This window comes from Acinetobacter sp. YH16038 (assembly GCF_013417275.1).
Classification (GTDB): Bacteria; Pseudomonadota; Gammaproteobacteria; order Pseudomonadales; family Moraxellaceae; genus Acinetobacter.
Genome location: NZ_VPEG01000007.1, coordinates 72,487 through 97,684, shown reverse-complemented (window position 1 = coordinate 97,684; position 25,198 = coordinate 72,487). Strand labels below are relative to the sequence as shown.

Annotated in this window: 23 protein-coding genes; 8 read left to right on the top strand and 15 right to left on the bottom strand. The window is 42.7% G+C overall.

What is annotated here, in order from left to right:
* Positions 1-19: 19 nt before the first annotated feature.
* The 5 genes from FTV34_RS04530 to pheA form a co-directional block, all read right to left on the bottom strand.
* Positions 20-565, bottom strand: a complete 546-nt coding sequence (locus FTV34_RS04530; protein ID WP_180069015.1) for a GNAT family N-acetyltransferase — start codon at positions 563-565, stop codon at positions 20-22.
* Entirely contained in the window at positions 553-918 is a 366-nt protein-coding gene (locus tag FTV34_RS04525) for a hypothetical protein (protein WP_180004049.1), read from the bottom strand. The genes FTV34_RS04530 and FTV34_RS04525 overlap by 13 nt, the downstream gene beginning before the upstream one ends.
* Positions 919-1,018: 100 nt before the next feature.
* Positions 1,019-3,265 carry a bifunctional prephenate dehydrogenase/3-phosphoshikimate 1-carboxyvinyltransferase gene (locus FTV34_RS04520; protein ID WP_180069013.1) on the bottom strand — a complete coding sequence of 749 codons (2,247 nt, stop codon included), beginning with the start codon at positions 3,263-3,265 and terminating at the stop codon, positions 1,019-1,021.
* A 3-nt stretch (positions 3,266-3,268) separates the two neighbouring features.
* A complete protein-coding gene (gene hisC / locus FTV34_RS04515; protein WP_180069011.1) occupies positions 3,269-4,360 on the bottom strand; it encodes a histidinol-phosphate transaminase in 1,092 nt (363 codons plus the stop codon).
* A 66-nt stretch (positions 4,361-4,426) separates the two neighbouring features.
* Positions 4,427-5,536 carry a prephenate dehydratase gene (gene pheA / locus FTV34_RS04510; RefSeq protein ID WP_125279073.1) on the bottom strand — a complete coding sequence of 370 codons (1,110 nt, stop codon included), beginning with the start codon at positions 5,534-5,536 and terminating at the stop codon, positions 4,427-4,429.
* A 486-nt stretch (positions 5,537-6,022) separates the two neighbouring features.
* Here pheA and FTV34_RS04505 point away from each other — a divergent pair, with 486 nt between their 5' ends.
* Positions 6,023-6,541: a DJ-1/PfpI family protein gene (locus tag FTV34_RS04505; RefSeq protein WP_180069009.1), complete on the top strand. Its 519-nt coding sequence runs from the start codon at positions 6,023-6,025 to the stop codon at positions 6,539-6,541.
* Between the two features lie 82 nt (positions 6,542-6,623).
* Here FTV34_RS04505 and FTV34_RS04500 read toward each other — a convergent pair whose 3' ends face one another.
* Both FTV34_RS04500 and FTV34_RS04495 read right to left on the bottom strand, forming a co-directional pair.
* Entirely contained in the window at positions 6,624-7,766 is a 1,143-nt protein-coding gene (locus tag FTV34_RS04500; protein WP_180069008.1) for an acyl-CoA dehydrogenase family protein, read from the bottom strand.
* 166 nt (positions 7,767-7,932) lie between these two features.
* Positions 7,933-9,276, bottom strand: a complete 1,344-nt coding sequence (locus FTV34_RS04495) for a dicarboxylate/amino acid:cation symporter (protein WP_180069006.1) — start codon at positions 9,274-9,276, stop codon at positions 7,933-7,935.
* Positions 9,277-9,690: 414 nt separating this feature from the next.
* Here FTV34_RS04495 and FTV34_RS04490 point away from each other — a divergent pair, with 414 nt between their 5' ends.
* On the top strand, positions 9,691-10,692 hold the full coding sequence (locus tag FTV34_RS04490; RefSeq protein ID WP_180069004.1) for a glycosyl transferase family protein: 1,002 nt from the start codon (positions 9,691-9,693) through the stop codon (positions 10,690-10,692).
* Positions 10,693-10,752: 60 nt separating this feature from the next.
* Here FTV34_RS04490 and FTV34_RS04485 read toward each other — a convergent pair whose 3' ends face one another.
* Both FTV34_RS04485 and FTV34_RS04480 read right to left on the bottom strand, forming a co-directional pair.
* A complete protein-coding gene (locus FTV34_RS04485) occupies positions 10,753-11,025 on the bottom strand; it encodes a YeaC family protein (RefSeq protein WP_004784238.1) in 273 nt (90 codons plus the stop codon).
* Positions 11,026-11,027: 2 nt separating this feature from the next.
* Positions 11,028-11,966, bottom strand: coding sequence for an NAD(+) kinase (locus tag FTV34_RS04480; protein ID WP_125279078.1), 939 nt, complete (start codon positions 11,964-11,966; stop codon positions 11,028-11,030).
* A 191-nt stretch (positions 11,967-12,157) separates the two neighbouring features.
* Between FTV34_RS04480 and mrcB the strand changes: the two genes are divergently transcribed.
* Both mrcB and FTV34_RS04470 read left to right on the top strand, forming a co-directional pair.
* Entirely contained in the window at positions 12,158-14,548 is a 2,391-nt protein-coding gene (gene mrcB / locus FTV34_RS04475; RefSeq protein ID WP_180069002.1) for a penicillin-binding protein 1B, read from the top strand.
* Between the two features lie 14 nt (positions 14,549-14,562).
* A complete protein-coding gene (locus FTV34_RS04470; protein WP_180069000.1) occupies positions 14,563-15,111 on the top strand; it encodes a tetratricopeptide repeat protein in 549 nt (182 codons plus the stop codon).
* A gap of 41 nt (positions 15,112-15,152) precedes the next feature.
* Here the strand turns inward: FTV34_RS04470 and FTV34_RS04465 are convergent, their stop codons facing one another.
* Complete coding sequence (locus FTV34_RS04465; protein ID WP_125279081.1) at positions 15,153-16,052, bottom strand: NUDIX domain-containing protein; 900 nt, start codon at positions 16,050-16,052, stop codon at positions 15,153-15,155.
* Positions 16,053-16,190: 138 nt separating this feature from the next.
* On the opposite strand from FTV34_RS04465, the gene hemP reads away from it, so the two are divergent.
* Positions 16,191-16,361, top strand: coding sequence for a hemin uptake protein HemP (gene hemP, locus FTV34_RS04460; protein ID WP_004784247.1), 171 nt, complete (start codon positions 16,191-16,193; stop codon positions 16,359-16,361).
* Between the two features lie 86 nt (positions 16,362-16,447).
* Here hemP and FTV34_RS04455 read toward each other — a convergent pair whose 3' ends face one another.
* The 4 genes from FTV34_RS04455 to FTV34_RS04440 form a co-directional block, all read right to left on the bottom strand.
* A complete protein-coding gene (locus FTV34_RS04455) occupies positions 16,448-17,773 on the bottom strand; it encodes a HAMP domain-containing sensor histidine kinase (RefSeq protein ID WP_180068998.1) in 1,326 nt (441 codons plus the stop codon).
* On the bottom strand, positions 17,770-18,441 hold the full coding sequence (locus FTV34_RS04450; RefSeq protein ID WP_180068996.1) for a response regulator transcription factor: 672 nt from the start codon (positions 18,439-18,441) through the stop codon (positions 17,770-17,772). The genes FTV34_RS04455 and FTV34_RS04450 overlap by 4 nt, the downstream gene beginning before the upstream one ends.
* A 138-nt stretch (positions 18,442-18,579) precedes the next feature.
* The gene (locus FTV34_RS04445) at positions 18,580-18,945 is read right to left on the bottom strand and encodes a NirD/YgiW/YdeI family stress tolerance protein (RefSeq protein WP_034170733.1); all 366 of its coding nucleotides are present in this window, start codon (positions 18,943-18,945) and stop codon (positions 18,580-18,582) included.
* 110 nt (positions 18,946-19,055) lie between these two features.
* Entirely contained in the window at positions 19,056-20,813 is a 1,758-nt protein-coding gene (locus FTV34_RS04440) for a GspE/PulE family protein (protein WP_180068994.1), read from the bottom strand.
* Between the two features lie 212 nt (positions 20,814-21,025).
* Here FTV34_RS04440 and FTV34_RS04435 point away from each other — a divergent pair, with 212 nt between their 5' ends.
* Entirely contained in the window at positions 21,026-22,291 is a 1,266-nt protein-coding gene (locus FTV34_RS04435) for an MgtC/SapB family protein (RefSeq protein WP_180068992.1), read from the top strand.
* 129 nt (positions 22,292-22,420) lie between these two features.
* Complete coding sequence (locus FTV34_RS04430; protein ID WP_180068990.1) at positions 22,421-23,515, top strand: hypothetical protein; 1,095 nt, start codon at positions 22,421-22,423, stop codon at positions 23,513-23,515.
* A 52-nt stretch (positions 23,516-23,567) separates the two neighbouring features.
* Here FTV34_RS04430 and tsaA read toward each other — a convergent pair whose 3' ends face one another.
* A complete protein-coding gene (gene tsaA, locus FTV34_RS04425) occupies positions 23,568-24,287 on the bottom strand; it encodes a tRNA (N6-threonylcarbamoyladenosine(37)-N6)-methyltransferase TrmO (protein ID WP_180068988.1) in 720 nt (239 codons plus the stop codon).
* A 105-nt stretch (positions 24,288-24,392) separates the two neighbouring features.
* Here tsaA and FTV34_RS04420 point away from each other — a divergent pair, with 105 nt between their 5' ends.
* Complete coding sequence (locus tag FTV34_RS04420) at positions 24,393-25,172, top strand: ferredoxin--NADP reductase (protein ID WP_005236496.1); 780 nt, start codon at positions 24,393-24,395, stop codon at positions 25,170-25,172.
* Positions 25,173-25,198 lie beyond the last annotated feature (26 nt).

Here is a 25,198-nt window from a genome sequence, read left to right as displayed (position 1 = left end):
CATCATTTGATGAGGTTTTTTATTCAGTCATAAAATCTTTAGCGTGTATTTCATAAATTACAGCCCGATATTTAGGCTTATCTAGGTGGCTGGTAATTTTTCCACCCAAGCGCTCTGCAATTTTCCGGCTAGACCAGTTTTCTTCTGCTACCGGATAGCTCAAAACCTTGATCCCTAATGTATTGAAAGCATAGTCCACAATACAACGTACTGCCTCATGTCCATAATGATGACCATGCGCCGTTTCACGAATCCAGATACCCACTTCAGGTATTTCATCATGCAGTCGATGCAAACCACATAGTCCGATAAATTCATGTCTTTCAATATGACGAATCACAAAGATATATTCTTTATGATCAGCCATATTGTTTAGCCAGTTTTGCCAGACTGTTGCAAATACCTGTGTAGATTCCGGTGCATCCCATGCCATAAAACGGGTCAAACTCGGGGTAATCGAGGCATAGGCTTCCGCAGCATCGGATGACTTAAAATAATCTAAAACAAGACGTTCAGTTTGTAGTATTGGTGAAAGCCTTTGAATCGGTTGAACTAGTTTTTCCACTCAAACTCACTAAAACTTTCTTGTTCTTTCAGCGATGCTTCAACGGCTTGTGCCAACTGATTTAATAAACTTTGTTCTGTAATCCGATCCAACCAGTCCTGCTCTTCATCCGGGTAAGAGGCAATTTCACAAATCAGGTGTCCTTCCTGATCTCGTGTCTCACAGCTCACTGATAATGGCAACTCGTGTTCATCGACACTTACGGCCACTTGTGCGCCACTTTGCGCCAAGGTTTTAAAGCCATATTTACAGAGTTCTTCCGTCAGCAGATGTGCCACATATTCCTGAGCCTGCTGACTGCCCTGTAACTGTTCCTGGCTCTGAGGGTTGGCCATAAATTTTAATTTTCGCATTGCTACATCCAAATGGCTTTTTTGTTGTATGGTTTTAGCATAAGCCAATATAAACAAAACAGCCAAGCAAAAGCTTGGCTGTTTCATGTAAATTTTAGAATTATTCTGTCACTTCAATCGTCAGACCGGCTTGAGAAGTCAATTCAGTGAATGTTGGGAAGCTGGTTGCGACGGTTTCAGTCCCAACAATCTTAATTTCACCTGAGTTACGCAGACCTGCAATCGAGAAGCTCATTGCAATACGGTGGTCATGATGCGATTCAATTTCACCGCCAGTAAAGATTGGTGACCAGTCGCCTGTCTTACCTTTACCTTCGATGATGATGCCGTCATCAGTTGGTGTGCAATCAATACCCATGGTTTTCAAACCATCAGCCATCACCTGAATACGATCCGATTCTTTGACACGCAGTTCAGCAGCACCAGTTAGAATCGTTTGGCCTTCTGCACATGCAGCAGCAATGAACAATGCCGGGAATTCATCAATTGCTAGTGGCACTTGGTCTTCCGGCATATGAATGCCTTTTAAGGTACGTGTACCGCGAATACGAATATCTGCAATCGGTTCACCGCCAGCGATGCGTTCATTTTCAACGCTGATGTCGGCTCCCATCTGTTTTAGGATTTCAATCACACCAGTACGGGTCGGGTTAATGCCTACCGCTTCCAAAGTCACGTCAGCATTTTCAGTAATCGCTGCACCGACCATAAAGAAAGCAGCAGATGAAATATCAGAAGGCACCTGAATGTTAGTACCCACCAGTTTTCCACCACCTTGCAGGGAAATACAGTTAGCTTCAGTTTTTACTTCATAACCAAAAGCACGCAACATACGTTCAGTATGGTCACGGGTTGGTTCAGGTTCAGTCACTGAAGTTTCACCTTCTGCCCACAAACCTGCCAACAAAATCCCAGATTTCACCTGAGCAGATGCCATTGGCAAGTCGTATTGAATACCTTTCAGGTTTTGATTACCGGTAATCGATACTGGTGGTGTACCACGTTCACCCGTAGTTTGAATCTGCGCGCCCATCAAACGTAATGGTTTTGCAATACGCTCCATTGGACGTTTAGACAGGGATGCATCACCCGTCATCACCGAATCAAATTTCTGTGCGGACAGCATGCCAGCCAGCAGGCGCATCGAAGTACCAGAGTTACCCATGTAAAGCGCAGACTTCGGTGCTTTCAGACCTTGCATACCCACGCCATGAATGGTCACTTCACCATTTTTAGGGCCTTCAATGCTTACGCCCATATCACGGAATGCCTGTAAAGTTGCAAGTGCATCTTCACCCTCAAGGAAACCCGTCACATGCGTTGTGCCTTCAGCGATGGCACCAAACATGATGGAACGGTGTGACACAGATTTGTCACCTGGCACGGTAAATTTACCCTGGAACGTCTTGGCACCTGGTTGAATGGTAAATTGTTGTGTCACTTTATTTTTCTCCATGAGAGGTTTCTTGGCGAGCATATGATTGAAGTGCTGACGCGCAGCCTGCGCATGCCCCAATAAGCCCATTAAGGCTTGTGAATCTTCATCTTCAATCAGCTTGCGGATAATCGCGAGTTGAGCTTCAAAGCCGTCCACGGCATTGAGAATCGCCTTTTTATTGGCAAAAAAGATGTCATGCCACATTTGTGGATCACTGGCAGCAATACGCGAGAAGTCGCGGAAGCCACCGGCAGCATAACGAAAAATATCCAGATTGTCTTCGCGCTTGGCCAGTTGTTCGACCAAGTTGAAGGCCATCAGGTGCGGAAGATGACTAGTATGTGCCAGCACTTCATCGTGCTTTTCCACATCCATACAAATCACTTCCGCCTTTGCCGCCTGCCACAGTTGAATCAGTTTCTCGACCGCCCATTGTCCGCTGCTTGGCAACGGTGTCAAAATCACCTTGTGATTAGCGAACAGATCCACCTTACCCGCATGTACACCAGTATGTTCTGCACCCGCAATTGGATGCCCCGGCACAAAACCGGCTGGTAGATTTTCACCAAATACGGCTTTGGCTGCTTCTACCACATTACCTTTGGTACTACCCACATCGGTGATAATGGCGCCCTCAGCCAGATATGGCTTGACGGTTTCCAATACCTTTTGCGTTGCACGAACAGGTAAAGCCAGCACCACCAGGTCTGCACCTTGAACAGCTTCTACAGGATCTGCATAGCCGTCTGAAATCAGACCAAGTGCCTTGGCATCTTCTAAGGTTTTTTGTGAGCGGGTCGATGCCACGATGTCATTGGCTAAATGCTCGGCCTTAATGACACGCGCCAGGCTTGAACCAATCAGTCCAAGTCCGATAAAGGCAACTTTTTCAAACAGTGGCTGCGACATAACTTAAGCTTTCGCCTCTAAGCCAAGTACTTTACCTAATGCAGCAAGAAATTTGGCATTTTCAGCTTCAGTACCAATCGATACACGCAGGTGATTTGGAATACCCACTGGACGTACGATCACCCCTTCTTTCAACAACTTGTTAAATGTTTCTGCTGGGTCAGCCTGTACATCGACCAAGATGAAATTCGCGCGTGAAGGTACATAGTTCAGGCCCAAAGCTTTGAAGCCAGCTTCAAGCTGTGCCATACCTGCTTTATTTACTTCACGAGATTTCTCGATGAATGCTTCGTCTTTTAGTGCAGCAACCGCAGCCACCATCGCTAAATGGTTGACGTTGAATGGCTGACGGATACGGTTCAAGTAATCAGTCACTTCAACAGATGCCAAAGCAAAACCAACACGCAGCGCAGCCAGACCATAGCACTTAGACAGCGTACGGCTGACAATCAGGTTTGGATACTGTTTCAGGAATTTCAGGCTATTGAAGTTTTCCGGGAAATATTCCACATAAGCTTCGTCCAGTACCACGATCACATTCGCAGGCACTTTCTGCATAAATGCTTCAAATTCAGCTTCTTCGAACCAGGTGCCTGTCGGGTTGTTCGGATTGGCAATAAAGATCAGTTTGGTGTTGTCTTTTACCGCAGCTGCCATCGCTTCAAGGTCATGCGAAAAACCTTTTGCTGGCACTTCAATCGCTTCAGCATGGATCGCTTGAGTTACCAGAGCATATACTGCAAATGCATGCTGGCTGTAAATCACAGAATCGCTTGAAGAAACGAATGCGCGGGCAAATATTTCAAGTAAGTCGTTTGAACCATTACCCAAAGTAATCTGGTTATGATCAAAACCGAATTGTGTCTTGATCTGATCTTTCAGGATAAAGCCACCGCCATCAGGATAACGGCCAATTTCCGCCAGTTCCGCAGCCACTGCTTCTTTGACTTTATCTGAACAGCCCAGCGGGTTTTCATTTGAAGCCAGTTTCACGATATCAGTGATGCCCAACTCACGCTCAAGTTCACTGATCGGTTTACCTGGTTGATATGGCTTTAATTTAGAGATGCCTTCATTGGCTGGGACAAACGACATTTTATACTTCCGATTTACAGATGAAACAGTGGTTAGCACCCTCGCACTAACCACGAAAGGCTGCTTTTATAAAACAGCTGCAGGATATGAACCAAGCACGCGGACTTCTTTCACAAACGGACGAATTTCTTCGATCGCAGCTTTAACATTTTCCTGCTCAATATGACCTTCAAGATCGATAAAGAATACATAAGCCCATTTTTCAGGAAGTGCAGGTCGAGTTTCAATACTGGTTAGACTAATGTTGTGTTTGGCAAATGGAGCTAAAATTTCCAGCAATGCACCGGCACGGTCATGCGCAGACACCAATAATGAAGTTTTATCATTACCGCTTTGTGGCACTTTCTCGCGACCAATCACCAGGAAGCGTGTTGTGTTCTCTGGATTGTCCTCAATATTGCTGTGCATAATCTCAAGATTATAGATATTCGCAGCAATTTCAGAAGCAATCGCAGCAGAATGCCATTCATTCTGAATACGGCGCGCAGCTTCAGCATTTGAACTGAGTGCCACACGTTCTACACCTGGATAATGAGCATCCAGCCATTTACGGCATTGAGCCAGAGTCTGCTGGTGTGCGTAGATCTGCTTAATACTGTCTTTACGGGTATTTTCAGAGATCAGGAACTGGTGATGGATGGGTAATTCTACTTCGCCAATCACATTCAGATGCGAAGTCTTGAAACAGTCTAAAGTGTGGTTCACTACACCTTCAGAGGAGTTTTCAACAGGCACCAGACCATAATGCGCACTGCCCGCTTCTACTTCACGGAATACTTCATCAATGGTGGGTAATGGACGAACCACAGCATCATGACCAAAATGTTTCAATACTGCTGAGTGTGTGTAGGTACCAACAGGTCCCAAAAATGCAATACTTTGCGGTGCTTCAAGCGCCAAACAAGCCGACATGATCTCGCGGAACAGACGTGCCATCGTCGTATCTGACAATGGTCCTTCATTGCGCTCCATAACATTGCGCAAAACCTGTGCTTCACGTTCCGGACGGTAAAACAGCGGATTTTCTTCAGATGCGAATTTCGCTTTTGCTACAGCCTCAGCCAAACGTGCACGACGGTTAATCAATTGCTGGATTTGTTGATCAACTGAATCGATATCTTCACGAATTTTAGCCAAATCTAAAGAAGCCGTTGTGTTTTGATCGTCGTTGATCATCGTGATGTCGCCCTTCATAAACCTTATCTGTGCAGTATAACAATTAGTGCGCTGCAAATGTTACACAATATAACTTTAGTAGATTAATTCTTAAAAACAGGGATTTGATTTTAACCGTTCATCGCTTTAGTCATATCTGGTAACATTTCTTTCAGCATTTTCGCATCTTTTACATTATCAAATTGTAAACTTTGCCCGCCCATCTTAACTGATTTTTATCAAGATGAAATATCACTATTTCTTAATCTACATAACGATTTTAAGCATAAGAAAATAAAAATAAAGCCATCTCGATTCCTCTAGTTTAACTACTTAAAATCTGAGTGACAGTTCACAATAAAATGCACATAGAAAACTGTTTTTTTGATCATTTTCCTTTGATTTAATTGGATTTTTTACACTAAATCACTATTTGGTTACAAAGCAGAGACGTTTTTTAAACCTTAAATCGCTAGTCTAATTTAAAACTATATTGGGGTGCCTACAATGCCAAAAAGAATAGCGGTACTTGTAACGAATAATTTTGAAGATCTTGAATATACTGAGCCTGTTGCGGCCTTACTTGCTGCAGAGCACAGTATCTGTAATATTGAACTGCATGCCGGAAAAGTCGTACATGGACTCCATGGCCAGTCGAGTGTAATCATTGATCGGGGAATTGATCATATCAGTATTGAGGATTTTGATGCCCTACTCATTCCAGGCGGTGAATCACCAGTGTCCCTCGCCAACGATACGCGAGTCTTACATTTCATTCAGGCTTTTAATGAGGCCAAAAAGACCATCTTCAGTCTTTGTGATGCCTCCTTACTCCTGAGTGAAGCCGATGTTTTAAAGAACCGCATCATTACCAGTATCCGTGCGCATGCACCTCGGGTACAACATGCGGGTGCGACGTATTATGATGTTGAACTGGTCAATGACAATAATCAGCTGATTTCATCTCGAGTGCCAAATGATTTGCCAATTTTTATTCATGAATGTCTGGATGTACTAAAATCTTAAAATAATAAAATATCTAGATTTCAAGAATATTCTTTCTATAAAAAAAGAGTCCATTTCGGACTCTTTTTTTATCTGTTGATTTTTAACGTCCAAGCAGACCACGTACAACAATTTCTTTCATGATTTCATTTGTACCGCCATAGATCCGTTGAATGCGGGCATCAACAAAGAAACGCGAAATCGGATATTCAGTCATATAGCCATAACCACCAAAGAGCTGAAGCAGATTGTCAGCAACTTTCATCTGCATATCAGTAGAGAAACTCTTTAGCGCTGCTGCAGTTTCAACATCCAGCTTGCCTTGCATATACAACTCAACATTCTGGTTATAGAAAGCTGCTGTTGCCAGCTCGTCAATCTTGGCCTGTGCCAGTACAAAACGGGTATTCTGGAACTGGCCAATCGCCTGACCAAAGGCCTGACGCTCTTTGACATATTGAGTCGTTACATCAATCGAGCCACGAATCGCCCCCAGTGCGGTTGCCGCAATAGCGGTACGTTCACGTGGGAGTTCCTGCATCAGATAGACGAAGCCCTGACCTGGCTGACCCAGCAATTGATCTTTCGGTACTTTGACATTATCGAAGAACAGCTCTGAAGTATCCTGTGAATGCAGACCAATTTTGTCCAAGTTCTTGCCTTTTTTAAAGCCTTCCAGATGCGTATCCACCAGCATCAAAGACACACCTTTGGCGCGTGCTTGTGGATCTGTTTTCACGGCTAATACGACTAAGTCAGCATGCTGACCATTGGAGATAAAAGTTTTAGAACCATTTAACAGATAATGGTCACCCTGCAAGATGGCATTGGTTCGCATGGCTTGCAAATCAGAACCTGCACCCGGCTCAGTCATGCCAATCGCACCGACCACTTCACCAGATACCATTTTCGGTAACCAGTATTTTTTCTGTTCTTCAGTACCAATATGCAGGATATACGGCGCTGCGATATCCGAGTGACAAGACAGGCCGGTTGAAATGGCGCTATAGCCTGCTCGAGCTGACTCTTCAATCAACATTAGGGAATAGTGAGTCGGAACACCATAGCCACCATATTCTTCCGGAACATCTACACACAAGAAGCCATTTTCACCCATCGCATTCCAGACTGAACGCGGCATCATGCCTTCACGCTCCCACTCTTCATAGTAAGGCGCTACATGTTCATTCATAAAGCGTTTGAAATTGTCGCGGAAAAGTTCCAGGTCAGCATCGTAAGCCAGCATTCTTTTATCCTTATCGTGTTTATCGTTTTATTTCCTGTGCACAGGCTAACTATTTTTAGAAAGGCTGTCATGTGCCTGACCTGTTTTTTCGCTAACTTCACAGTCAGATAAAAATAAAAAAGGAAGCCGAAGCTTCCTTTTTATGACTTACAAGACAAACTCAAACTTAATGAGCATTATTGCCTTCCTGCGCCATTTTTTCATCAATTTCAGCCGGATTTGCTAATGCATAGTTCAGCTTGTCCATGTCTAACTGACCGACCCATTTTGCTACAACCAGAGTCGCCAAAGAGTTACCGACCAGATTGGTCAAGGCACGGGCTTCAGACATAAAGCGGTCAATACCGAGAATCAAGGCCAGACCTGCAACCGGAATATTACCTACAGCGGCTAAAGTTGCTGCCATCACGATAAAGCCTGAACCAGTTACACCGGCTGCACCTTTAGAAGAAATAAGCAATACGAGAAGCAAAGTAATCTGGTGAGACAAATCAAGTTGCGTATTGGTCGCCTGTGCAATGAAGATTGCCGCCATTGTCAGGTAAATCGAAGTACCATCCAGGTTAAATGAATAACCGGTTGGAATGACCAGACCTACCACTGACTTTTCAGCACCTGCAAGCTCAAGTTTTTTCAACATACGTGGCAATACAGATTCAGATGATGAAGTACCGAGTACAATCAACAGCTCTTCGCGAATCAGGCGAATCATCTTGATAATGCTAAAGCCGGTAAAGCGTGCAATTGAACCCAGCACAATAAAGATGAACAGAAAACAGGTGATATAGAAACAGATGATCAACTGGGCCAATTGCGCCAGAGAACCGATCCCATATTTACCGATCGTGAAAGCCATCGCACCAAATGCACCAATAGGCGCAAGTTTCATGATCATGTTCACGATATTAAAGAACACATGTGAAATCTGATCTACCAGTTTGAGAACTGGCTTACCTTGTGCACCCAGCTTGTGTAATGCAAAACCGAACAGGATCGCAAATAAAAGGACTTGCAGGATTTCGCCTTCAGCAAATGCTCCAACCACCGTATTTGGAATGATATTCATAAAGAAATCAACGGTAGACTGAGAAGCACCCGACTCTACATATTTAGAAATCCCGGCAGTGTCCAGCGATGCCGGATCAACATTCATCCCAACGCCTGGCTTGGCAATATTAATCACCAGAAGACCAATGATCAGCGCCATCGTTGATACGATTTCGAAGTAAAGTAGAGCAACACCACCAGTTTTACCGACTGATTTCATGCTCTCCATGCCTGCGATCCCGCTAACTACGGTACAGAAAATCACAGGTGCGATGATCATTTTAATTAAACGGATAAATGCATCACCCAGCGGCTTCAGTTGTTCGCCCAGACCTGGAACATATTGTTCTGCACCATTAATGATTTGTGTACCACTTGGCGAGAAATGTCCGACGAGGATACCCGCAATAATGGCTACAATCACTTGAAAATAAAGCGACTTATAAATTGGTTTTTTAGCCATAACCTTACTTCACGATATACTTCTAACCAGAAGCAATATTCAGTTTTCACTTATTTTTAAAAAACAAGCGTCCAATACTTCATTGTCTGAAACAAAAAAGTGCCTATGTATCAAGAAATTAATCTGATACTGAAATTAGAATGTGTATGTACGTTTAACAATCACAGGAACACCGATCTTTAAGAAAAATCAGTGCATTGATCAGGAGATGAAGCAAACACAAGAATTGCGTGAAATTTTAACCGCTTTTTAGACTTTTGTTTAACCCGAAATGTTAAATTTGCCTAAATACTAAACAATACCTCTTAGACTATAGTCTTATAAAACTATAATAATTCTGCAAAATAAGAAGGTGAAATACCAATATCAGCGTAAAATATGCCAATACTTGATGAACATGATTGATCTATGCCCATGACCACAAAGCGAAATATTTATAAAGATGCCGAACATCCTTTTGCCCAGTTTATTCGTATTATTGGCAAGGGAAAAAATGGTGCACGTTCTTTAAGCTATGAAGAAGCCTATCAGGCTTTTAGCATGATCCTGAAAAATGAAGTAATGGACGTACAACTGGGCGCTTTTCTGATGCTATTACGCGTCAAAGAAGAATCCGTTGATGAACTCGCAGGCTTTGTGCAGGCGACCCGTGACCAACTGAATTTTAAGGCTCTTGATGTTGATCTAGACTGGTCTTCTTATGCAGGTAAACGCAAACATTATCCCTGGTTCATTCTGGCTGCGCTTACCCTTGCTAAGCATGGCTATAATATCGTGATGCATGGTGCTTCAGGTCATACCTTGAATCGGGTCTATACCGAACAGGTACTTAACTACTTAGGCTATCCGATCTGCCAAAATGATGTTGAGGTGGAACAGCAGCTTAAAGACAAACATTTTGCTTACCTGCCATTGGAGGTGATCTCTCCAATTCTGGCTGAGCTGATCGGGCTACGTAATGTCATGGGCTTACGCTCTCCGATTCATACGCTGGCACGTCTGATTAATCCATTTAATGCCAAAGCAACTTTACAGGCTATTTTCCACCCTGCTTATCGTAGTTCACACCAACAGTCCGCTTATAAGTTAGGTTATCAAAATAGTGCGGTCATTAAGGGTGAAGGTGGTGAGTTCGAACGTAATCCAGATGCCAAAACTTTAATCTGCGGAATTAAGAATGGCGAACTTTATGAGCACGAATTACCAAAACTGACTGACAACCGTAGTCCGATTGAAGAAGAGCTGGATCTGGCTGTATTTAAGCAAGTGTGGGAAGGTCAACGCTTACATGAATATGGGGAAATCGCAGTGGTTGAAACTATGGGCATTGCACTGTATACCATGGGCGAATGTGACAGCTATGAAGCAGCGATGCAAAAAGCCAGAGAACTCTGGAATACCCGTCTTTCAGTTTAATCAAATTCCTATGGCAGATATTAAAAAAGACCACATTTGTGGTCTTTTTTTCGGTTTCGATTAAACGAAACGGATTGGCTTGAATTCCGGCTCATTTTTGTGATGATCATCATCACATTGTTCACCTTCTTCTTTAGTGCCGCGGTCGATATAACCGCTGCGTTCGGTTTCTGGCAGGTTTTTCATTTCCCAGGCATAGACAGCCTGCATACAGGTCTGACGCTGCTCCTGAGTCAGCGCTACACCATTTGGCCACTTGCCAATTTCAATGGCTGTTCTTAAGCGTTCTACAATCTCAGGATTGAGTACGGCAAGCATTTGTTCAATATTCATATTTAATCCTGCTTAAGATAGTCGAAGTCCTGATTCCAGCCCAGTTTGGTTCGACATGCATTATAGAAGTCATAACCTGGCGGATGCAGAAGATTCAGTTTAAAGGGATGCTTACGAATATGGACGCTATCGCCAACATTCAAAGACACACTGTGTTGTCCATCCGCACTCACCATCGGCAGTACGCGATTTTCACGAATCATCAGTTTAATTTCACTATGCCCTCCGACCACAATCGGACGTGAAGACAAGGTATGCGGATGCATCGGCACCAGCACAATTGCATCCATACTTGGATGCACAATCGGTCCACCACCGGAAAGTGCATAGGCTGTCGATCCGGTCGGTGTAGATACAATCAGACCATCACTATGCTGGCGATAGACATATTGTCCATCAATATTCAGCTCGAAATCAATCATGTGTACCGATTTGCCCGAGTGCAAGACCACATCATTCAGGGCAATCGCATCATAGATGATTTCACCTTTGGAGCGAACTTCCATTTCCAGCAAGAAACGGCGTTCTGCCTGAAAATCACCTTTTAATACCTGATCCAGTTTAAAGATGACTTCAGTTGGCTTGATATCTGTCAGGAAGCCCAAACGACCACGGTTCACCCCGATCACTGGCGTATTGTATTTTACCAATGCCCGCGCTGCATGTAACAGTGAACCATCCCCACCTACCACAATGACTAGATCAACCACTTCACCCAACAAGGCGCGGCTAACTGTTTGGGTATTCTGATAAGGAACCAGTTCAGCTGTATCTGCATCAAAAACAGGATGTAGACCTAAATTGAGCAGATGATCGTGGATCAGGCATAAGGTTTCAACCACTGAAGATTTATCCGGGCGTCCAATCAACCCGATATTTCGAAATGTCTTGTGGGAAATTTGCACCAGTGTCGTCGCTCCGCTTCGAATCCTGCTTATCATAACATTAAGCTTGAATAGGATGACAATTTATAACATGACAAAGCTGTGCAGGATTGAATTGAAATAGATTGAAATTAAGGAGAAAATGTGAAGTTTAATTTTAATTTTAATCTCAATAATTGATTAAATATTGCAAAATAATGAAAAGCTTCGCATGATTAGCACAATTTCACAGGGTCTTATCGTCATTTATGAAATCTGAACGAGGTATGGGGTTCATTGCCTTAATCTTCTCCATTCTAGTCATTTCTGCATTTGTAGCATTTAGTATCTATTTGATTAAATTAGATAATATTGTGCGTGAAAAATTTGAAGGCCAACGCTGGGATATTCCGGCCAAGGTTTTCGCACGCCCGATGGAAGTGTATGTAAATGCCCCTGTCAGCCAACAGGATTTCCAACAAGAATTAAAATTACTGGGTTATAAAGGTTCAGACAGCTATACCAAATCGGGCAGCTTTGTCAGCACTGGCAATACCATGTATGTGCATACCCGTGGCTTTGATTTTGGCGATCGCGTTGAACCTGAACAGGTATTGAAAGTCAGTTTTAGTGGCGATCAGATTGCTGAAGTAAGTGCGACCAAGCCCTCTTCTAGCGGGATCGCCCGTCTGGAACCTTTATTGATTGGCGGTATTTACCCGCAGCATAATGAAGACCGTGTGCTGATTAAGCTCAATAAAGTGCCTAAACCGTTAATTGACGCTTTAATTGCTACCGAAGACCGTAATTTCTACAATCACCATGGCGTATCTCCACGCGGGATTGCACGTGCAGTGGTGAGCAATATTACTGGTGGTAAGCGTCAAGGTGGTTCAACCCTCACCCAGCAGCTGGTCAAGAATTTCTACTTAACACCAGAACGCACCTTAAAACGTAAGGTGAATGAAGCCTTTATGGCGATGCTGATTGAATTACATTATGGCAAAGATGAGATTCTGGAAGCTTATTTAAATGAAGTGAATCTGGGCCAAAATGGCAACTATTCTGTAAATGGTTATGGCCTTGCTTCACAATTTTATTTTGGCCTCCCGTTACGTGAACTGAATATTTCTCAACAGGCCTTTTTAGTCGGTCTGGTACAAGGTCCAAGTCTGTACAACCCATGGCGTAATCCTGAACTTGCGAAAAAACGTCGTGATGTGGTTCTGAATAATATGCTGGTAATGGGTAATCTGACTCAAGATCAGTATGAAACAGAAACTGCCCGTCCACTGAATGTCATTTCCAAGCCAACTTTGGGCCCTGCCCGCTTCCCGGATTTTCTGGACATCGTTCGCCGTCAGTTGCGTACCGAATATCAGGAAACTGATTTAACCAATCAGGGTCTGCGTATTTTCACAACCTTAGATCCATTGGCACAAACCCGAATTCAAGACAGCTTTAAGGAAAGTGTAGCCCGTTTAAGCAAAGCCAATCCAGGCCGTCTAAAAGATTTGCAGGGCGCTGTTCTGGTCGCACACCCTGAAAATGGCGAACTGGTTGCAGCGGTAGGTTCTACCCAGGACTTTACCGGTTTTAACCGTGCTTTAGATGCCAAGCGTCAGGTGGGTTCATTACTCAAACCGGTGATTTATCTGACAGCGCTAGAATCGAATCGTTATCACTGGGCAAGTCCAATTGAAGACAGTCAGATCACCATTCAAAGTGATGGCAAACCCTGGACACCGAAAAACTATAGTGGTAGCGCACATGGTGTAGTACCGATGTCTCTTGCCCTGTCACAATCCTATAACCTGTCTGCGGTGCGTTTGGCGCAGGAATTTGGCCTGTCGACCTTTATTAACCATCTGCAAAAATTCGGTGTGACTTCTGACATACCAAATTATCCATCTATTTATTTAGGTGCAGTAGACATGTCACCGATGGAAGTGATGAATATTTACGGTAACTTCGCAACAGGTGGCTTTAAATATCCGGTGAAATCGATTCGTTCTGTAGTCGATGCGAATGGCCGCTCGCTTGAACGTTACAGCTTAAGTGTTCAGCCGACGATTGATCCAGCATCAGCCTATGCTCTGAATTATGGTTTACAACAGGTCATGTCGAGTGGTACTGGTCGTTCTGCCTATAACAGTTTGCCACGCAACCTGAATCTGGCGGGTAAATCGGGTACGACAAACGATACCCGTGATTCATGGTTTGCAGGTTATTCTGGCAACTATATGACAGTGGTCTGGTTAGGTCTGGATGACAACAAAGTCACTGGATTAACCGGTTCTTCAGGTGCACTTCCGGTCTGGACCAATGTCATGAAACAGCTGCATCAGAAGCCGGTGAATCTGGCTCAGCCTAATGAAATTGAATGGCACTGGCTGGACCGTTATACAGGTAAACTGACTGCCCAAGGCTGTGATGGTGCCATGTATATTCCGATTTCACGTCATGCCTTGCCTAATCAGGCAACTGCTTGTGGCATCTCGCATTACGCCACTGAACCTTATACGATTGATTCAGAACCTTCACCAGAAGATGAGGAAGATGATGATCTCAGTCGTTATATACAAGAAAGTGAAACAGAAATAGAACGCGAAGTTGCTAAACAAACCCGTATTATCGCGAGTGGAAGTTATAGCCAATAATTGAGTCTATGTTTATGTTAAGAAAATTGATTCCTGGTCTGCTCATCCTCGGTCTGGTGGGCTGCCAAAGCATGTCGGAGCCAGAACAGCCTGCGGCTCCTACTAAACCTCCGGTTCAGCAGAAACCAAAACCCTCTACACCTGATGGTGTAGTGATTACGCCCTATGATCGACCGGAGATTAAACGTCAGAAGATTGTGATCCCTGAGCAAAAGCCTCAGGCACAAAAGTTTGATGATGGACGTAACTTACCTGCATTTAAAAAATTGATGCAGCAAACTCAGCAGGCCTATAGCAAGCAGCAATATAATCAAGCTGAAACTTCTGCAGTACAAGCTCAGCGTTTGGCGCCCCAAGCTTCAGAAACTTATCTGTATCTTGGCTTGATCGCAAACCGTAAAAACCAGCCGGCCCGTGCAGATGCTTTCGCCTTACGTGGTTTGAGCTATGCGCAGACCAATGCAATGAAAAAGCAGCTCTGGCAGGTGCGCCTGAAAGCAGCTCAACTGCAAAAAAACACCAAAGCCATTCAGCAAGCTCAGCAGGCCTTAAAGAAATTTTAAGGCCCTGGCGTGAGCCCGGTTATTTATAATAAGTTTCTGACTTAAACATAACGGATCCCTGCAATCCCATAAGCATGCTGGTTTTGAGCATGGTCTAGATCTTCAGCTTTTATACCGCCTAAGGCAAATACAGGAATCTGTACCTGTTCAGCCATCTGTTTAAATTTTTCCCAGCCTAAAGCTGCGGTATCAGGATGTGTTTCTGTTGCCAGTACCGGGCTGAGTAAAGCTGCTTCACAGCCTATGTTTTCTGCATGTTTTAATGCTTCCAGATCGTGACAGGCTGCAAGATAACGATAGCCACCAGCTAACTCCCCTTTTTGCAGTTGCATCAATTGAGACTGTTTCAGGTGAAGCGTACGAATGGTTTGCTGCTGCAATTCATTCAATTGTGACCAAAGTTCCTGATTAATGATCAATCTGGATAACTGATCGACTGGAATCTGCTGTAACTGGCTAATGTGTTCAGGGCTGGCCATTACTCGCCAATACAGCATCTGGTCTGTTTCCAGATTATTCAGGTGACTCAAGTCTTCAGAAATTTTGATCTTTCTCGGCCATTGCAGCTTTTGAATCATGGCCTGATTGGCTTTAGGAAAATTTAGTTCACTGAGTTCATCCCGGCTATACCAGCGCCAAGGCTGCTTGATTCCAGCTAATTGTTCTGGCTGAACCGAAGCATGGAAAATATGCAGATTGACGATGACATCTTCATATTCATGCGAAATAAAATCAAAAGCCTGCCATTGTTCGATGTCAATTCCGACTTCTTCAATCACTTCACGTCGACATGCCTCTATAGGCAATTCGCCCTGTTCTACTTTTCCGCCTGGAAACTCATATTTATTGCCCTGATGCTGTTTAGCTTCACGCCAACCGACCAGAACCTGATTGTGATGAAATAAAATAGCGATTGCGACATGAATTGTGGCTTTAGACATAATGTTCTGAACTATTGAAGTTTTACAGATTGTAAGCAAATTAGAGTTTTTTATAAATGCAGCAATTATTCGTTGACAGATCTATTCGATAATGATTATCATTTAAATCAATCCAAAACACACCACGGAGTCGACGGAATGAACGCACCATTTAGCCTATTTACCCGCAATAATGATACTCAGCATGCGCTACCGATGTTGCATTCGAACAATTTATTTGCGCTAGGACGAGAAATCCGGATCATGCATGCGGGTGAAGAATACCGTCTACGTTTGACTCGTAACAATCGTCTCATCCTGACTAAGTAATTTAAATACTCCAAAAATAATAAACGTGGGAACAGGCAGTATGAATCAGCGCATACTGCTTTTTTTAATTGCTATATCTAATATCTTTATTCTTCAGATTGAAAAATTAATGAAACTTTAAGCCCACCCAAAACTGACGGCGCATAATCAATCTTGGCCGTATGTAACTGCATAATCTTTTGACAAATCGACAATCCCAAACCTGAACCTTGTGTTCGCGTGCCCAAGGCGCGGTAAAAACGCTCACCTAAACGTTGAACAACTTCTTCCTGAATTCCCTCTCCCGAATTTTCAATCATAAGTTGTAGATTCTGACCTTCAACTATCGTCCTGATTTCGACCTGTCCCTGCATCGGCGTATAACGAATGGCATTATCAACCAGATTGCGGATACAGCTAAAAATCAGCTCTGCATTTGCTTCAATCACTGCATCTTCAAGTTTTAAGTTCCAGTGGATCTCTTTTTCCTGAGCAAAAGGTTGTAAAGCTTGTAAAACCTCCTGAACCAGAACTTTAAGATTAACCTGTTGTTTGGGAAGCTGCTCTGCATGTTCTGGATCGAGCCGAGCCAATAGCAGTAAGTTTTCCAGAATCTGCGTACCACGGTTGACGTCATTCTGGATCATCTGTAACGCTTGCCTAAGTTGGGCATCTTCCTGATATTTACGTTTAAGCACCTGTAAACGCATTTGAATGGCAGACAATGGGGAACGCAACTCATGTGAAGCATCGGCAGTAAAACGTTGCTCGGCAGCCAATGACTTTTCCAGCCTGCTCAACATGGCATTCAGCTGACGGATAATCGGTTGCAATTCAGTAATCTCAGGATCAGGACTTTGAACCGGAGTGAGATCCTGTGCAGATTTAGAACCAATTTCTCGGGAAATTTTATTTAAAGGTCTTAATTGCCGCTTAATGGCAAAACGTAAAATCAGCCACTGTAATATCCATAGGATAAATAAAATCCCGGCGAAACCTAAAGTCGTTTGCCAAAGCTCATCAAAGCGTACCGAAAGCGGTTGTACCACTTTCACTTTCAAGTCTTGATCTTCAGCAATCAGAATTCGAATAAAATGACCATTTTCATAATCAAAGTGAAACCCGTTTTTCTGTGCAACTGGTATCTCATTAATCAGTTCATCATCAATTGAAGTGGTCAGTACCTGCTGATTCAGTAGTAAGGCATATTGAATATCAAACTGCTCACTGATTTCATCAACCTGCGTATTTTTGGCTTGATTAACATCTCCCAGAAGTAACTCTGAAATTTCCTCCATCAGGTCATCATGCAAATCAATCGCCTGATAGCTGGAAATTCCCAATAACAGCAGCCACGCCAGAAATCCTGCCAGTATGGAACTGAACATGGCATGTTGAGTCAGCCGACTTTGCAGGGAAATAGGTGCCTTCATATGGAGGCCTCAGGTTTATGCATCCGGTAGCCCAAGCCACGAATAGTTTTGATCATCTGACTGCCGATTTTTTTACGTAGCTGATAAATAAAGACTTCAATCGCATTGCTTTCGATTTCGTCTCCCCAGGCATAGAGTGATTCCTCCAGCTGTTCCCGGGTAATGATATGTTCTGGTTTTTGCATCAGCTTATATAAAATCTGGAATTCTTTTGCAGTCAGATTAATGCTCTGTCCCGCCTTCATTACAGTCTTGGCTTGGGTGTCCAGACTAAGATCCTGCCATTGCAGGATATGATTTGGCATTTGCTGTTTTTGTCTGAGCTGGGCACGCACGCGAGCGGAAAGTTCTTCCAGACTAAAGGGTTTTACCAGATAATCATTGGCACCCAAATCGAGTCCTGCGACCCGGTCATAAATACTGTCCTTGGCGGTAATAAATATAACGGGCGTATCTTTCTGTTTATTGCGCAAGCTTTTAAGAATGTCATCTCCAGTTGCATTCGGCAAGCCACGGTCCAGCAAAATACAGTCGTATTGATGCTGTTCAATCGCCAGAATGGCATGATCTCCACGATCAACCCGATCAATCACATAACCATCCATTTCCAGCCAGGTTTGAATACTTTCCGCCTGAGATTCATCATCCTCTGCCAAAAGAATACGCATGCTATGCTCCGCTTATTTTATCTTTCTATCTTGCCTTGAAAAAGTTCCAGACTCAAAAAAAAACCACATGCTTTTTGGTAACTTGCATGTGGTTTTTTGTTGCTGTCTTCAGATTCAGTTCAGGAAATTATGCTGAAATTAGAACTGAACTTGGTCGACATCAATTTCAACACGTTTCGCAGGTTTATAGTCAATGTCTACTTCACCAATGATTACCACAGGTGTTTTAGCTGATACAGGTTTACCCTGCCAAAGTTCATCATCAATTTCGACAGTGATGGTGCCAGTATTGTCACGGAACTGGTATTTTTCATCACCGACAGCTTTTACCACATAACCTTTCAACTGAACCTTGCTGTCATCTTTCATGGTCAACGCTTGCTTAACTGTAGTCGTTTTAGCAAATGCAGCCTGATTCACCGCAGTTTCACTACTCGCAACTGCGACAGTCCCAATTGAACCCATTAATGCTGCTGCTAAAACAGTATTCATCATCATTTTCATTGCAGTTACCTCTTTTTAAAGTCTTGCCCTGTTTCGATAATGCTATTAAAACAGCTGAAGATGAATTGAATCTTAAGAAATCTTCATTTTTTAAAAATGTGTTTTAAAAATTAATTCAGTGGCACCACACGCAGCACTTCTTCAAGCGTCGTCACGCCTTCAATGACTTTTCGAGCACCCGCGATTCTGAGGGGCTCTACACCCTCTTTTTTCGCCTGAGCACGCAACTGGTTCAGGTTAGCATCTGCACCAATGAGTTGCTTGGTTGCCAAACTGAGTGGCATAAACTCATAAATTCCTACACGTCCTTTATAGCCAGTATGACGACATTCTTCACAACCGACTGGACGGAACACGAATTCTGGGCGGGCCAATGGATAATCGGCAGTTAAATGCTGCCACTCCTGCTCATCCATAAAGCCTTCTTCTTTACAGTGTGGACAGAGTTTACGTACCAGACGCTGCGCCAATACACCCAGGATCGTCGCTGCAGTCAAGAACGGTTGCACACCAAGATCATGCAAACGAGTCAGACTCGACGGCGCATCATTAGTATGTAAGGTGGATAATACCAGATGCCCAGTCAAAGCTGCCTGAATTGCCATATTCGCCGTATCCTGATCACGAATCTCACCGACCATGATGATGTCTGGATCCTGACGCATCAGCGCCCTTACACCATCGGCAAAGCCCAGCTCAATTCCGTTATTGACCTGCATTTGGTTAAAGCTTGGCTCTAGCATCTCAATCGGATCTTCAATGGTACAAACGTTAACCTCTTCCGTTGCCAATTGCTTTAAAGTCGAATACAAAGTCGTAGTTTTACCCGAACCGGTCGGTCCGGTGACCAGAATAATCCCATGACTATGACTGGTTAACGCGTTCCATTCATTCAGTAAATGCCCTTCAAAGCCGAGTTGCTGGAAGCTGCGTACCAAGACTTCCGGATCGAAAATACGCATCACCAACTTTTCACCAAAAGCTGTCGGTAAAGTCGATAAACGCAGCTCAGTTTCCTGCCCTTTAGGTGTACGAGTTTTTAAACGACCATCTTGCGGCTTACGCTTTTCGGCCACATTCATCCGACCGAGAATTTTAATCCGCGAAATGACGGCAGTCAGCGTATTGGCTGGCATGTTGTAAATGGTATGCAGAACGCCATCAATACGGAAACGGATTTTCCCGGTATCTTTGCGTGGTTCCATATGAATATCACTGGCACCCTGCTCAAAGGCAAACTGCAGCACCCAGTCCACCAGTTTAACAATATGCTGATCATTGGCATCTGGGTTTTGTGAATCACCGAGCTGTAAGAGTGCTTCTACACCTTTGTTTTCACGGTCATAGGCTGAAGATTTCTGTGATCCACTGACTGCCCGACTAACCTGATAATATTCGACAATATAGCGCTGCAACTGTTCTGGATTGAGCAGTACCCGCTCGATGCGGCGTGGGCTGATATTCTGCTGCAGATTCGACATCCATTCAGTTTTATAAGGCTGATCTGTAGCAATCAGAATTTTATCGGGTTGGATTTCAACAGCGAGAATACGATTACGCAGTGCATATTCCTGTGACATCACTGCGGTCAGTGCCTGAACATCCGCTTTTAAAGGATCAATAATATAAAAAGGCAGATTGGTTTTTTCTGACAGCCATTGGCATAAACGGTTCAAAGTAAGGGTGCTTTGAGGATGGGAACGATCGACCAGATTAAAATTGGCAATCCACTGTAAAGGATGCCATTTCAGTTGTTCACGCTGACGATGTGTGGTCTGAACTCGCATCCGGTCACGTTCAGTTATTTTTCCGTCTTTTAAAAGCTGATCCAAACACCAGCCTGTATCAATTTCAAAATCAAATTTCATGATCGATGGTCCCCAAAACTGCCTCCACTATAACAAGTTTTTCCTGTTTTTCGCATTCCATCGCGACTTCCAAACTTAAAAGCAATATTGTTTCTCATAAATGATAAACACATCACATGGGTTTTAGGTCATAACCTTTTTCTGCTTGTCGATGTGTCAATTTTTCGCCTATATTTCAATCAGGATATCTTATTCAATCGCTGAGACCGGGTATGGATTTAAACGTAGTTCCCTTAAATGAAAGTAGTTCCTTTCATGAGCTGCTTACCCTCCTGACCGCCGCTTTAGGATGTGGCTTATTGATTGGTCTGGAACGTGAACGGCATAAACAGCGTGAAGAACAGGCCAGTTTTGCCGGGCTACGCTCTTTTGCGATCTGTGCTTTATTAGGCGCATTGTGCTTTTTATTCGGAATGGCAATGGGTCTGGCCGGTGCACTCATTATTGGCGGTATTGTCATTTTTTCTATTAGAAACCAGATAGAAGATCCGGGGATTACCACCGAATTGGCCTTTATCATGACCTATTTTATTGGGGCGATTTGTTTATGGAATATTCCTCTGGCTGCAGGACTAGCAGTTCTGATCACGATAATTTTAATGGCCAAACACTCTATGCATAATATTGCCGGACAGTGGATTACTGAGGCTGAATTTAGGGATGGATTACTATTATTAGCCTTGATTCTGATTGGTTTACCGCTAACCCCTGACCGGCCTTTATGGGGTGAAGTGCTGAACCCTTATCTGATTTTAAAATTAGTAACTCTAATACTGGTAGTTCAAGCTTTGGCACATATCGCTAAACGTTTCTTTTCAACTAAAAATGCTTTGATGCTGTCTTCAATTGCTTCAGGTTTTGTTTCCAGTACCGCAACTATTGCTCAACTGGGGATACAGGTGCGCAAAGGTGAAATGGATGCAAAATCCAATGCTGGCGCTGCCCTGATGTCATGCATTTCGACATTAGTTCTATTGTTTATTGTAGTAGGAGGCGTTTCCTGGGATTGGCTAAAAATTCTGCTCCTCCCTTCATTGGTCGCTATGCTTATTCTGGCTGCATGTGCATTTATATTATTACATAAAGCTGAACCTGCTAAAAATCAGGAGTCTCCGGAATCTTCTGACAGTAAGATGTTTAGTCTCAAAGAAGCTGTGATTATCGCTGCCGCATTAACCCTGATTCAGGCTGGAGTTTACGGTCTGGAAATATTACTGGGCAATGCTGGTCTTCTTGCTGGTACTTTATTTGCATCCTTATTTGAAATTCATGCCGCAATGGCAAGCGTGGTCATTCAAGGAGATCCATCCAATACCCGGCTGATCTATGCCCTGCTTTTGGGGCTGGGCGCACATGCTGTAGCCAAGTCAGTCAATGCTGCTGTAACAGGTGGTTTCAAATTTTCCCTGTACTTTGCGCCAGTACAGATTTTGCATATGGCGGTGTTGATTGGTATTTTGTGGTGGATGGTATTTTGATTGTTAAGTATATTTAAATAGTTAATTTTTATATATTTTGCAAATTTAATTTTTATATTTATTCGCTATAATTAGTCTGCTTTATTTTAAAAAACAATTTTATTACTACGATTTTTTATAGGGATTTTTATGAAATTTAAGAATTTATCACTCGCAATTTTTAGTGCATTCATGCTAAGTGCTTGTGGTGGGGGCTCCTCTTCTTCTGATTCAAACCCTGGAACTGGAACTGGAACTGGAACTGGAACTGGAACTGGAACTGGAACTGGAACTGGAACTGGAACTGGAACTGGAACTGGAACTGGAACTGGAAATACTACAACAAATGATTCTGAATGGTCTGCCTATTCTCCTTCATATTTTACTGGCTCCGATTATTTATTCGACAAACTCACTTTTACGAGTAAAGGAGATACGCAGTATGTCCGTGTAGACTATTTAAGCAACCTAAAAGATATGGAAAATCTTGATATAAATGAACTGTATATTTTTGGTGATTACTTAACCAATGAAGGTCTGTACGAATTAGAGTTAAATAAAGATCCTGAATTAGGCTATAAAATTGGATCACTTCTAAAAAACTCGGTGACTGAGAAAACTTATATTCCATCCTCTAAAATTGGACATACAGGCCTTCAATTAACTGAAAAATATGAGTTAGTCGATCTATCGGGTAAACTATTGGGTGAATACATAGATACTCATCTGTATCTAGTCTCTTTAGAACCTAAGCTGGATAATTATGGTGATTTCGCACAATTTTATCTTTCCAAACTTAAAGGCAAGACATTTCCAAATGGCTCAAAGTGCTTAAGAGGATTAAGTTTATCTTCGAGTAAAGACTTCATTATGATGTATAAAAATCCATATGAGACTTATGATAGTTTCCAGAACATATTCTCTGAAGGATATAAAACTATAAATTTAGGTAGTTATAACGCTTTCATCTCGAATTCAATTTACCCAAATGAATATATTAGTGCTCTTGTGCAAGTTGATAATAAATATCGTATGGGCGAGTACAATAAATCAGGTATCTATTACTCTTTAAATAAAGAAATTGAAATTGAAACACAAATTTTAAAAGACCTTAAGTCTGATAAACTTACAGATGCAGAAGAAATTTTAGAACAAGAGTTATATATTCAATCTTTACAAAAAGAATGTACTGTTTTCAACTCTACTGCTAGTCAAGAAATTGATAAATATCGTAAATTGAAGTAAAATATGACTAGAGATAAGCGTATATAAGATACGCTTATCTTAGTTTCTTCAATCACAATTCAATATATTCTATTTCTGATATATAAACAGATAACTCTCTTACCAAAAACCTCACATCTAAATCCGCAAACTTCATTCCATAAACCCGTTCCTGATCATCCTGATAAGCAGGTCTCGGATCTAAAGAGAGAACTTCTTCGAGTTCTTGCAGTATTTGTGGAGAAACTTTTCCCTTATTCATGAACTGCTGTTTTTGCTGCTCCGCCTCTTCTGTCCAAATTACCGATTTACGTTGTGGCTCATCCTGTGCATAACCACTTTGTGCCTCAATCACGGCATCTGAATACTGAATATAGGGCTTGATATCGACAATCGGAGTACCATCTAATAAATCACTACCATTCACATATACACGTATCGATTTCCCTACTTTTCTAACTTCTTTAAGCTTTACCACAGATAAACCAATGGGTGCAGGACGGTACATACTACGTGTCGCAAACACCCCGATTTTCTGGTTTCCGCCTAAACGGGGTGGACGAACCTGCGGACGAAATTGCTGGCTCTGCTGATTTTTATTGTCATGAAACTGCCAGACTAACCAGAGATGACTAAACTCTTCGATGCCTTCAAATGCGAGTAAATCATTATATGAACCGGTCATTTCAATATAGCTTTCAACCTGTACCAAATTAGGCTGACGCGGGATGCCAAACTTTTCTTTATAGGGAGAATGCATATAGCCAATAATCGGCAGAGTGAGTTCGGTCATAATCACTTTTTTTGATAAGCTCAATTAAATATATTCAGTTTATAGAGAATGAATTTAGATTAGAATAGCAACCTGTTCTAATTTGATAACTTATTGAGACCTTTAATGGCTGCTTTTAACGTCGAAAAGATTACTCACGTCCACCATTGGAATGACACTTTATTCTCTTTTAAAACGACTCGTGATACTGCATTACGTTTTAAAAACGGTCAGTTTGTGATGATCGGTCTTGAAGTCAATGGCAAGCCGTTAATGCGTGCATATTCAATTGCAAGTGCAAACTATGAAGAAGAGCTGGAATTCTTCTCAATCAAAGTGCCAGATGGTCCTCTTACTTCTATCTTGCAAAAAGTAAAAGTTGGCGACGAAATCCTGGTTTCTAAAAAACCTACAGGCACACTGGTTCTTGATGATTTAAACCCAGGTAAAAACTTGTACCTGCTTTCTTCGGGTACTGGTCTTGCACCTTTCCTTTCTGTAATCCGTGATCCAGAAACTTATGAACGTTTTGAAAAAATCATCGTGGTTCACGGTACACGTTTCATCTCAGAACTGGCTTATCAAGATTTGATTCTTAACGAAATTCCAAACCACGAATTCTTTGGTGAATTGGGTGCTAAAGAAAAATTAGTGTATTACCCAACTGTTACTCGTGAAGAGTTCCATACGCAAGGTCGTGTAACCACTGCGATTGAATCTGGTCAATTATTCGAGAAAATCGGACTACCACGTTTCAATCCTGAAACTGACCGTGCAATGCTCTGTGGTTCTCCTGCATTCCTGGACGACGTTGCTGCACTGCTAGATCAACACGGTCTGAAAGAATCTCCACGTATGGGTGTTCTGGGCGATTACGTGATTGAACGTGCATTCGTAGAAAAATAATCTGCAAAAATGCTTTTGCAATCCTA

Bases quoted from the DNA above. Each gene is read 5' to 3' on its own strand.
- tsaA (WP_180068988.1), bottom strand. From the start codon at position 24,287: ATGACCGAACTCACTCTGCCGATTATTGGCTATATGCATTCTCCCTAT.
- FTV34_RS04450 (WP_180068996.1), bottom strand. From the start codon at position 18,441: ATGCGTATTCTTTTGGCAGAGGATGATGAATCTCAGGCGGAAAGTATT.
- FTV34_RS04420 (WP_005236496.1), top strand. From the start codon at position 24,393: ATGGCTGCTTTTAACGTCGAAAAGATTACTCACGTCCACCATTGGAAT.
- FTV34_RS04455 (WP_180068998.1), bottom strand. From the start codon at position 17,773: ATGAAGGCACCTATTTCCCTGCAAAGTCGGCTGACTCAACATGCCATG.
- FTV34_RS04435 (WP_180068992.1), top strand. From the start codon at position 21,026: ATGGATTTAAACGTAGTTCCCTTAAATGAAAGTAGTTCCTTTCATGAG.
- FTV34_RS04485 (WP_004784238.1), bottom strand. From the start codon at position 11,025: ATGAATATTGAACAAATGCTTGCCGTACTCAATCCTGAGATTGTAGAA.
- FTV34_RS04430 (WP_180068990.1), top strand. From the start codon at position 22,421: ATGAAATTTAAGAATTTATCACTCGCAATTTTTAGTGCATTCATGCTA.
- FTV34_RS04490 (WP_180069004.1), top strand. From the start codon at position 9,691: ATGACCACAAAGCGAAATATTTATAAAGATGCCGAACATCCTTTTGCC.
- FTV34_RS04440 (WP_180068994.1), bottom strand. From the start codon at position 20,813: ATGAAATTTGATTTTGAAATTGATACAGGCTGGTGTTTGGATCAGCTT.
- FTV34_RS04470 (WP_180069000.1), top strand. From the start codon at position 14,563: ATGTTAAGAAAATTGATTCCTGGTCTGCTCATCCTCGGTCTGGTGGGC.
- FTV34_RS04505 (WP_180069009.1), top strand. From the start codon at position 6,023: ATGCCAAAAAGAATAGCGGTACTTGTAACGAATAATTTTGAAGATCTT.
- mrcB (WP_180069002.1), top strand. From the start codon at position 12,158: ATGAAATCTGAACGAGGTATGGGGTTCATTGCCTTAATCTTCTCCATT.
- FTV34_RS04500 (WP_180069008.1), bottom strand. From the start codon at position 7,766: ATGCTGGCTTACGATGCTGACCTGGAACTTTTCCGCGACAATTTCAAA.
- hemP (WP_004784247.1), top strand. From the start codon at position 16,191: ATGAACGCACCATTTAGCCTATTTACCCGCAATAATGATACTCAGCAT.
- FTV34_RS04495 (WP_180069006.1), bottom strand. From the start codon at position 9,276: ATGGCTAAAAAACCAATTTATAAGTCGCTTTATTTTCAAGTGATTGTA.
- FTV34_RS04480 (WP_125279078.1), bottom strand. From the start codon at position 11,966: ATGATAAGCAGGATTCGAAGCGGAGCGACGACACTGGTGCAAATTTCC.
- hisC (WP_180069011.1), bottom strand. From the start codon at position 4,360: ATGTCGTTTGTCCCAGCCAATGAAGGCATCTCTAAATTAAAGCCATAT.
- FTV34_RS04520 (WP_180069013.1), bottom strand. From the start codon at position 3,265: ATGTCGCAGCCACTGTTTGAAAAAGTTGCCTTTATCGGACTTGGACTG.
- FTV34_RS04445 (WP_034170733.1), bottom strand. From the start codon at position 18,945: ATGAAAATGATGATGAATACTGTTTTAGCAGCAGCATTAATGGGTTCA.
- FTV34_RS04525 (WP_180004049.1), bottom strand. From the start codon at position 918: ATGCGAAAATTAAAATTTATGGCCAACCCTCAGAGCCAGGAACAGTTA.
- FTV34_RS04465 (WP_125279081.1), bottom strand. From the start codon at position 16,052: ATGTCTAAAGCCACAATTCATGTCGCAATCGCTATTTTATTTCATCAC.
- pheA (WP_125279073.1), bottom strand. From the start codon at position 5,536: ATGATCAACGACGATCAAAACACAACGGCTTCTTTAGATTTGGCTAAA.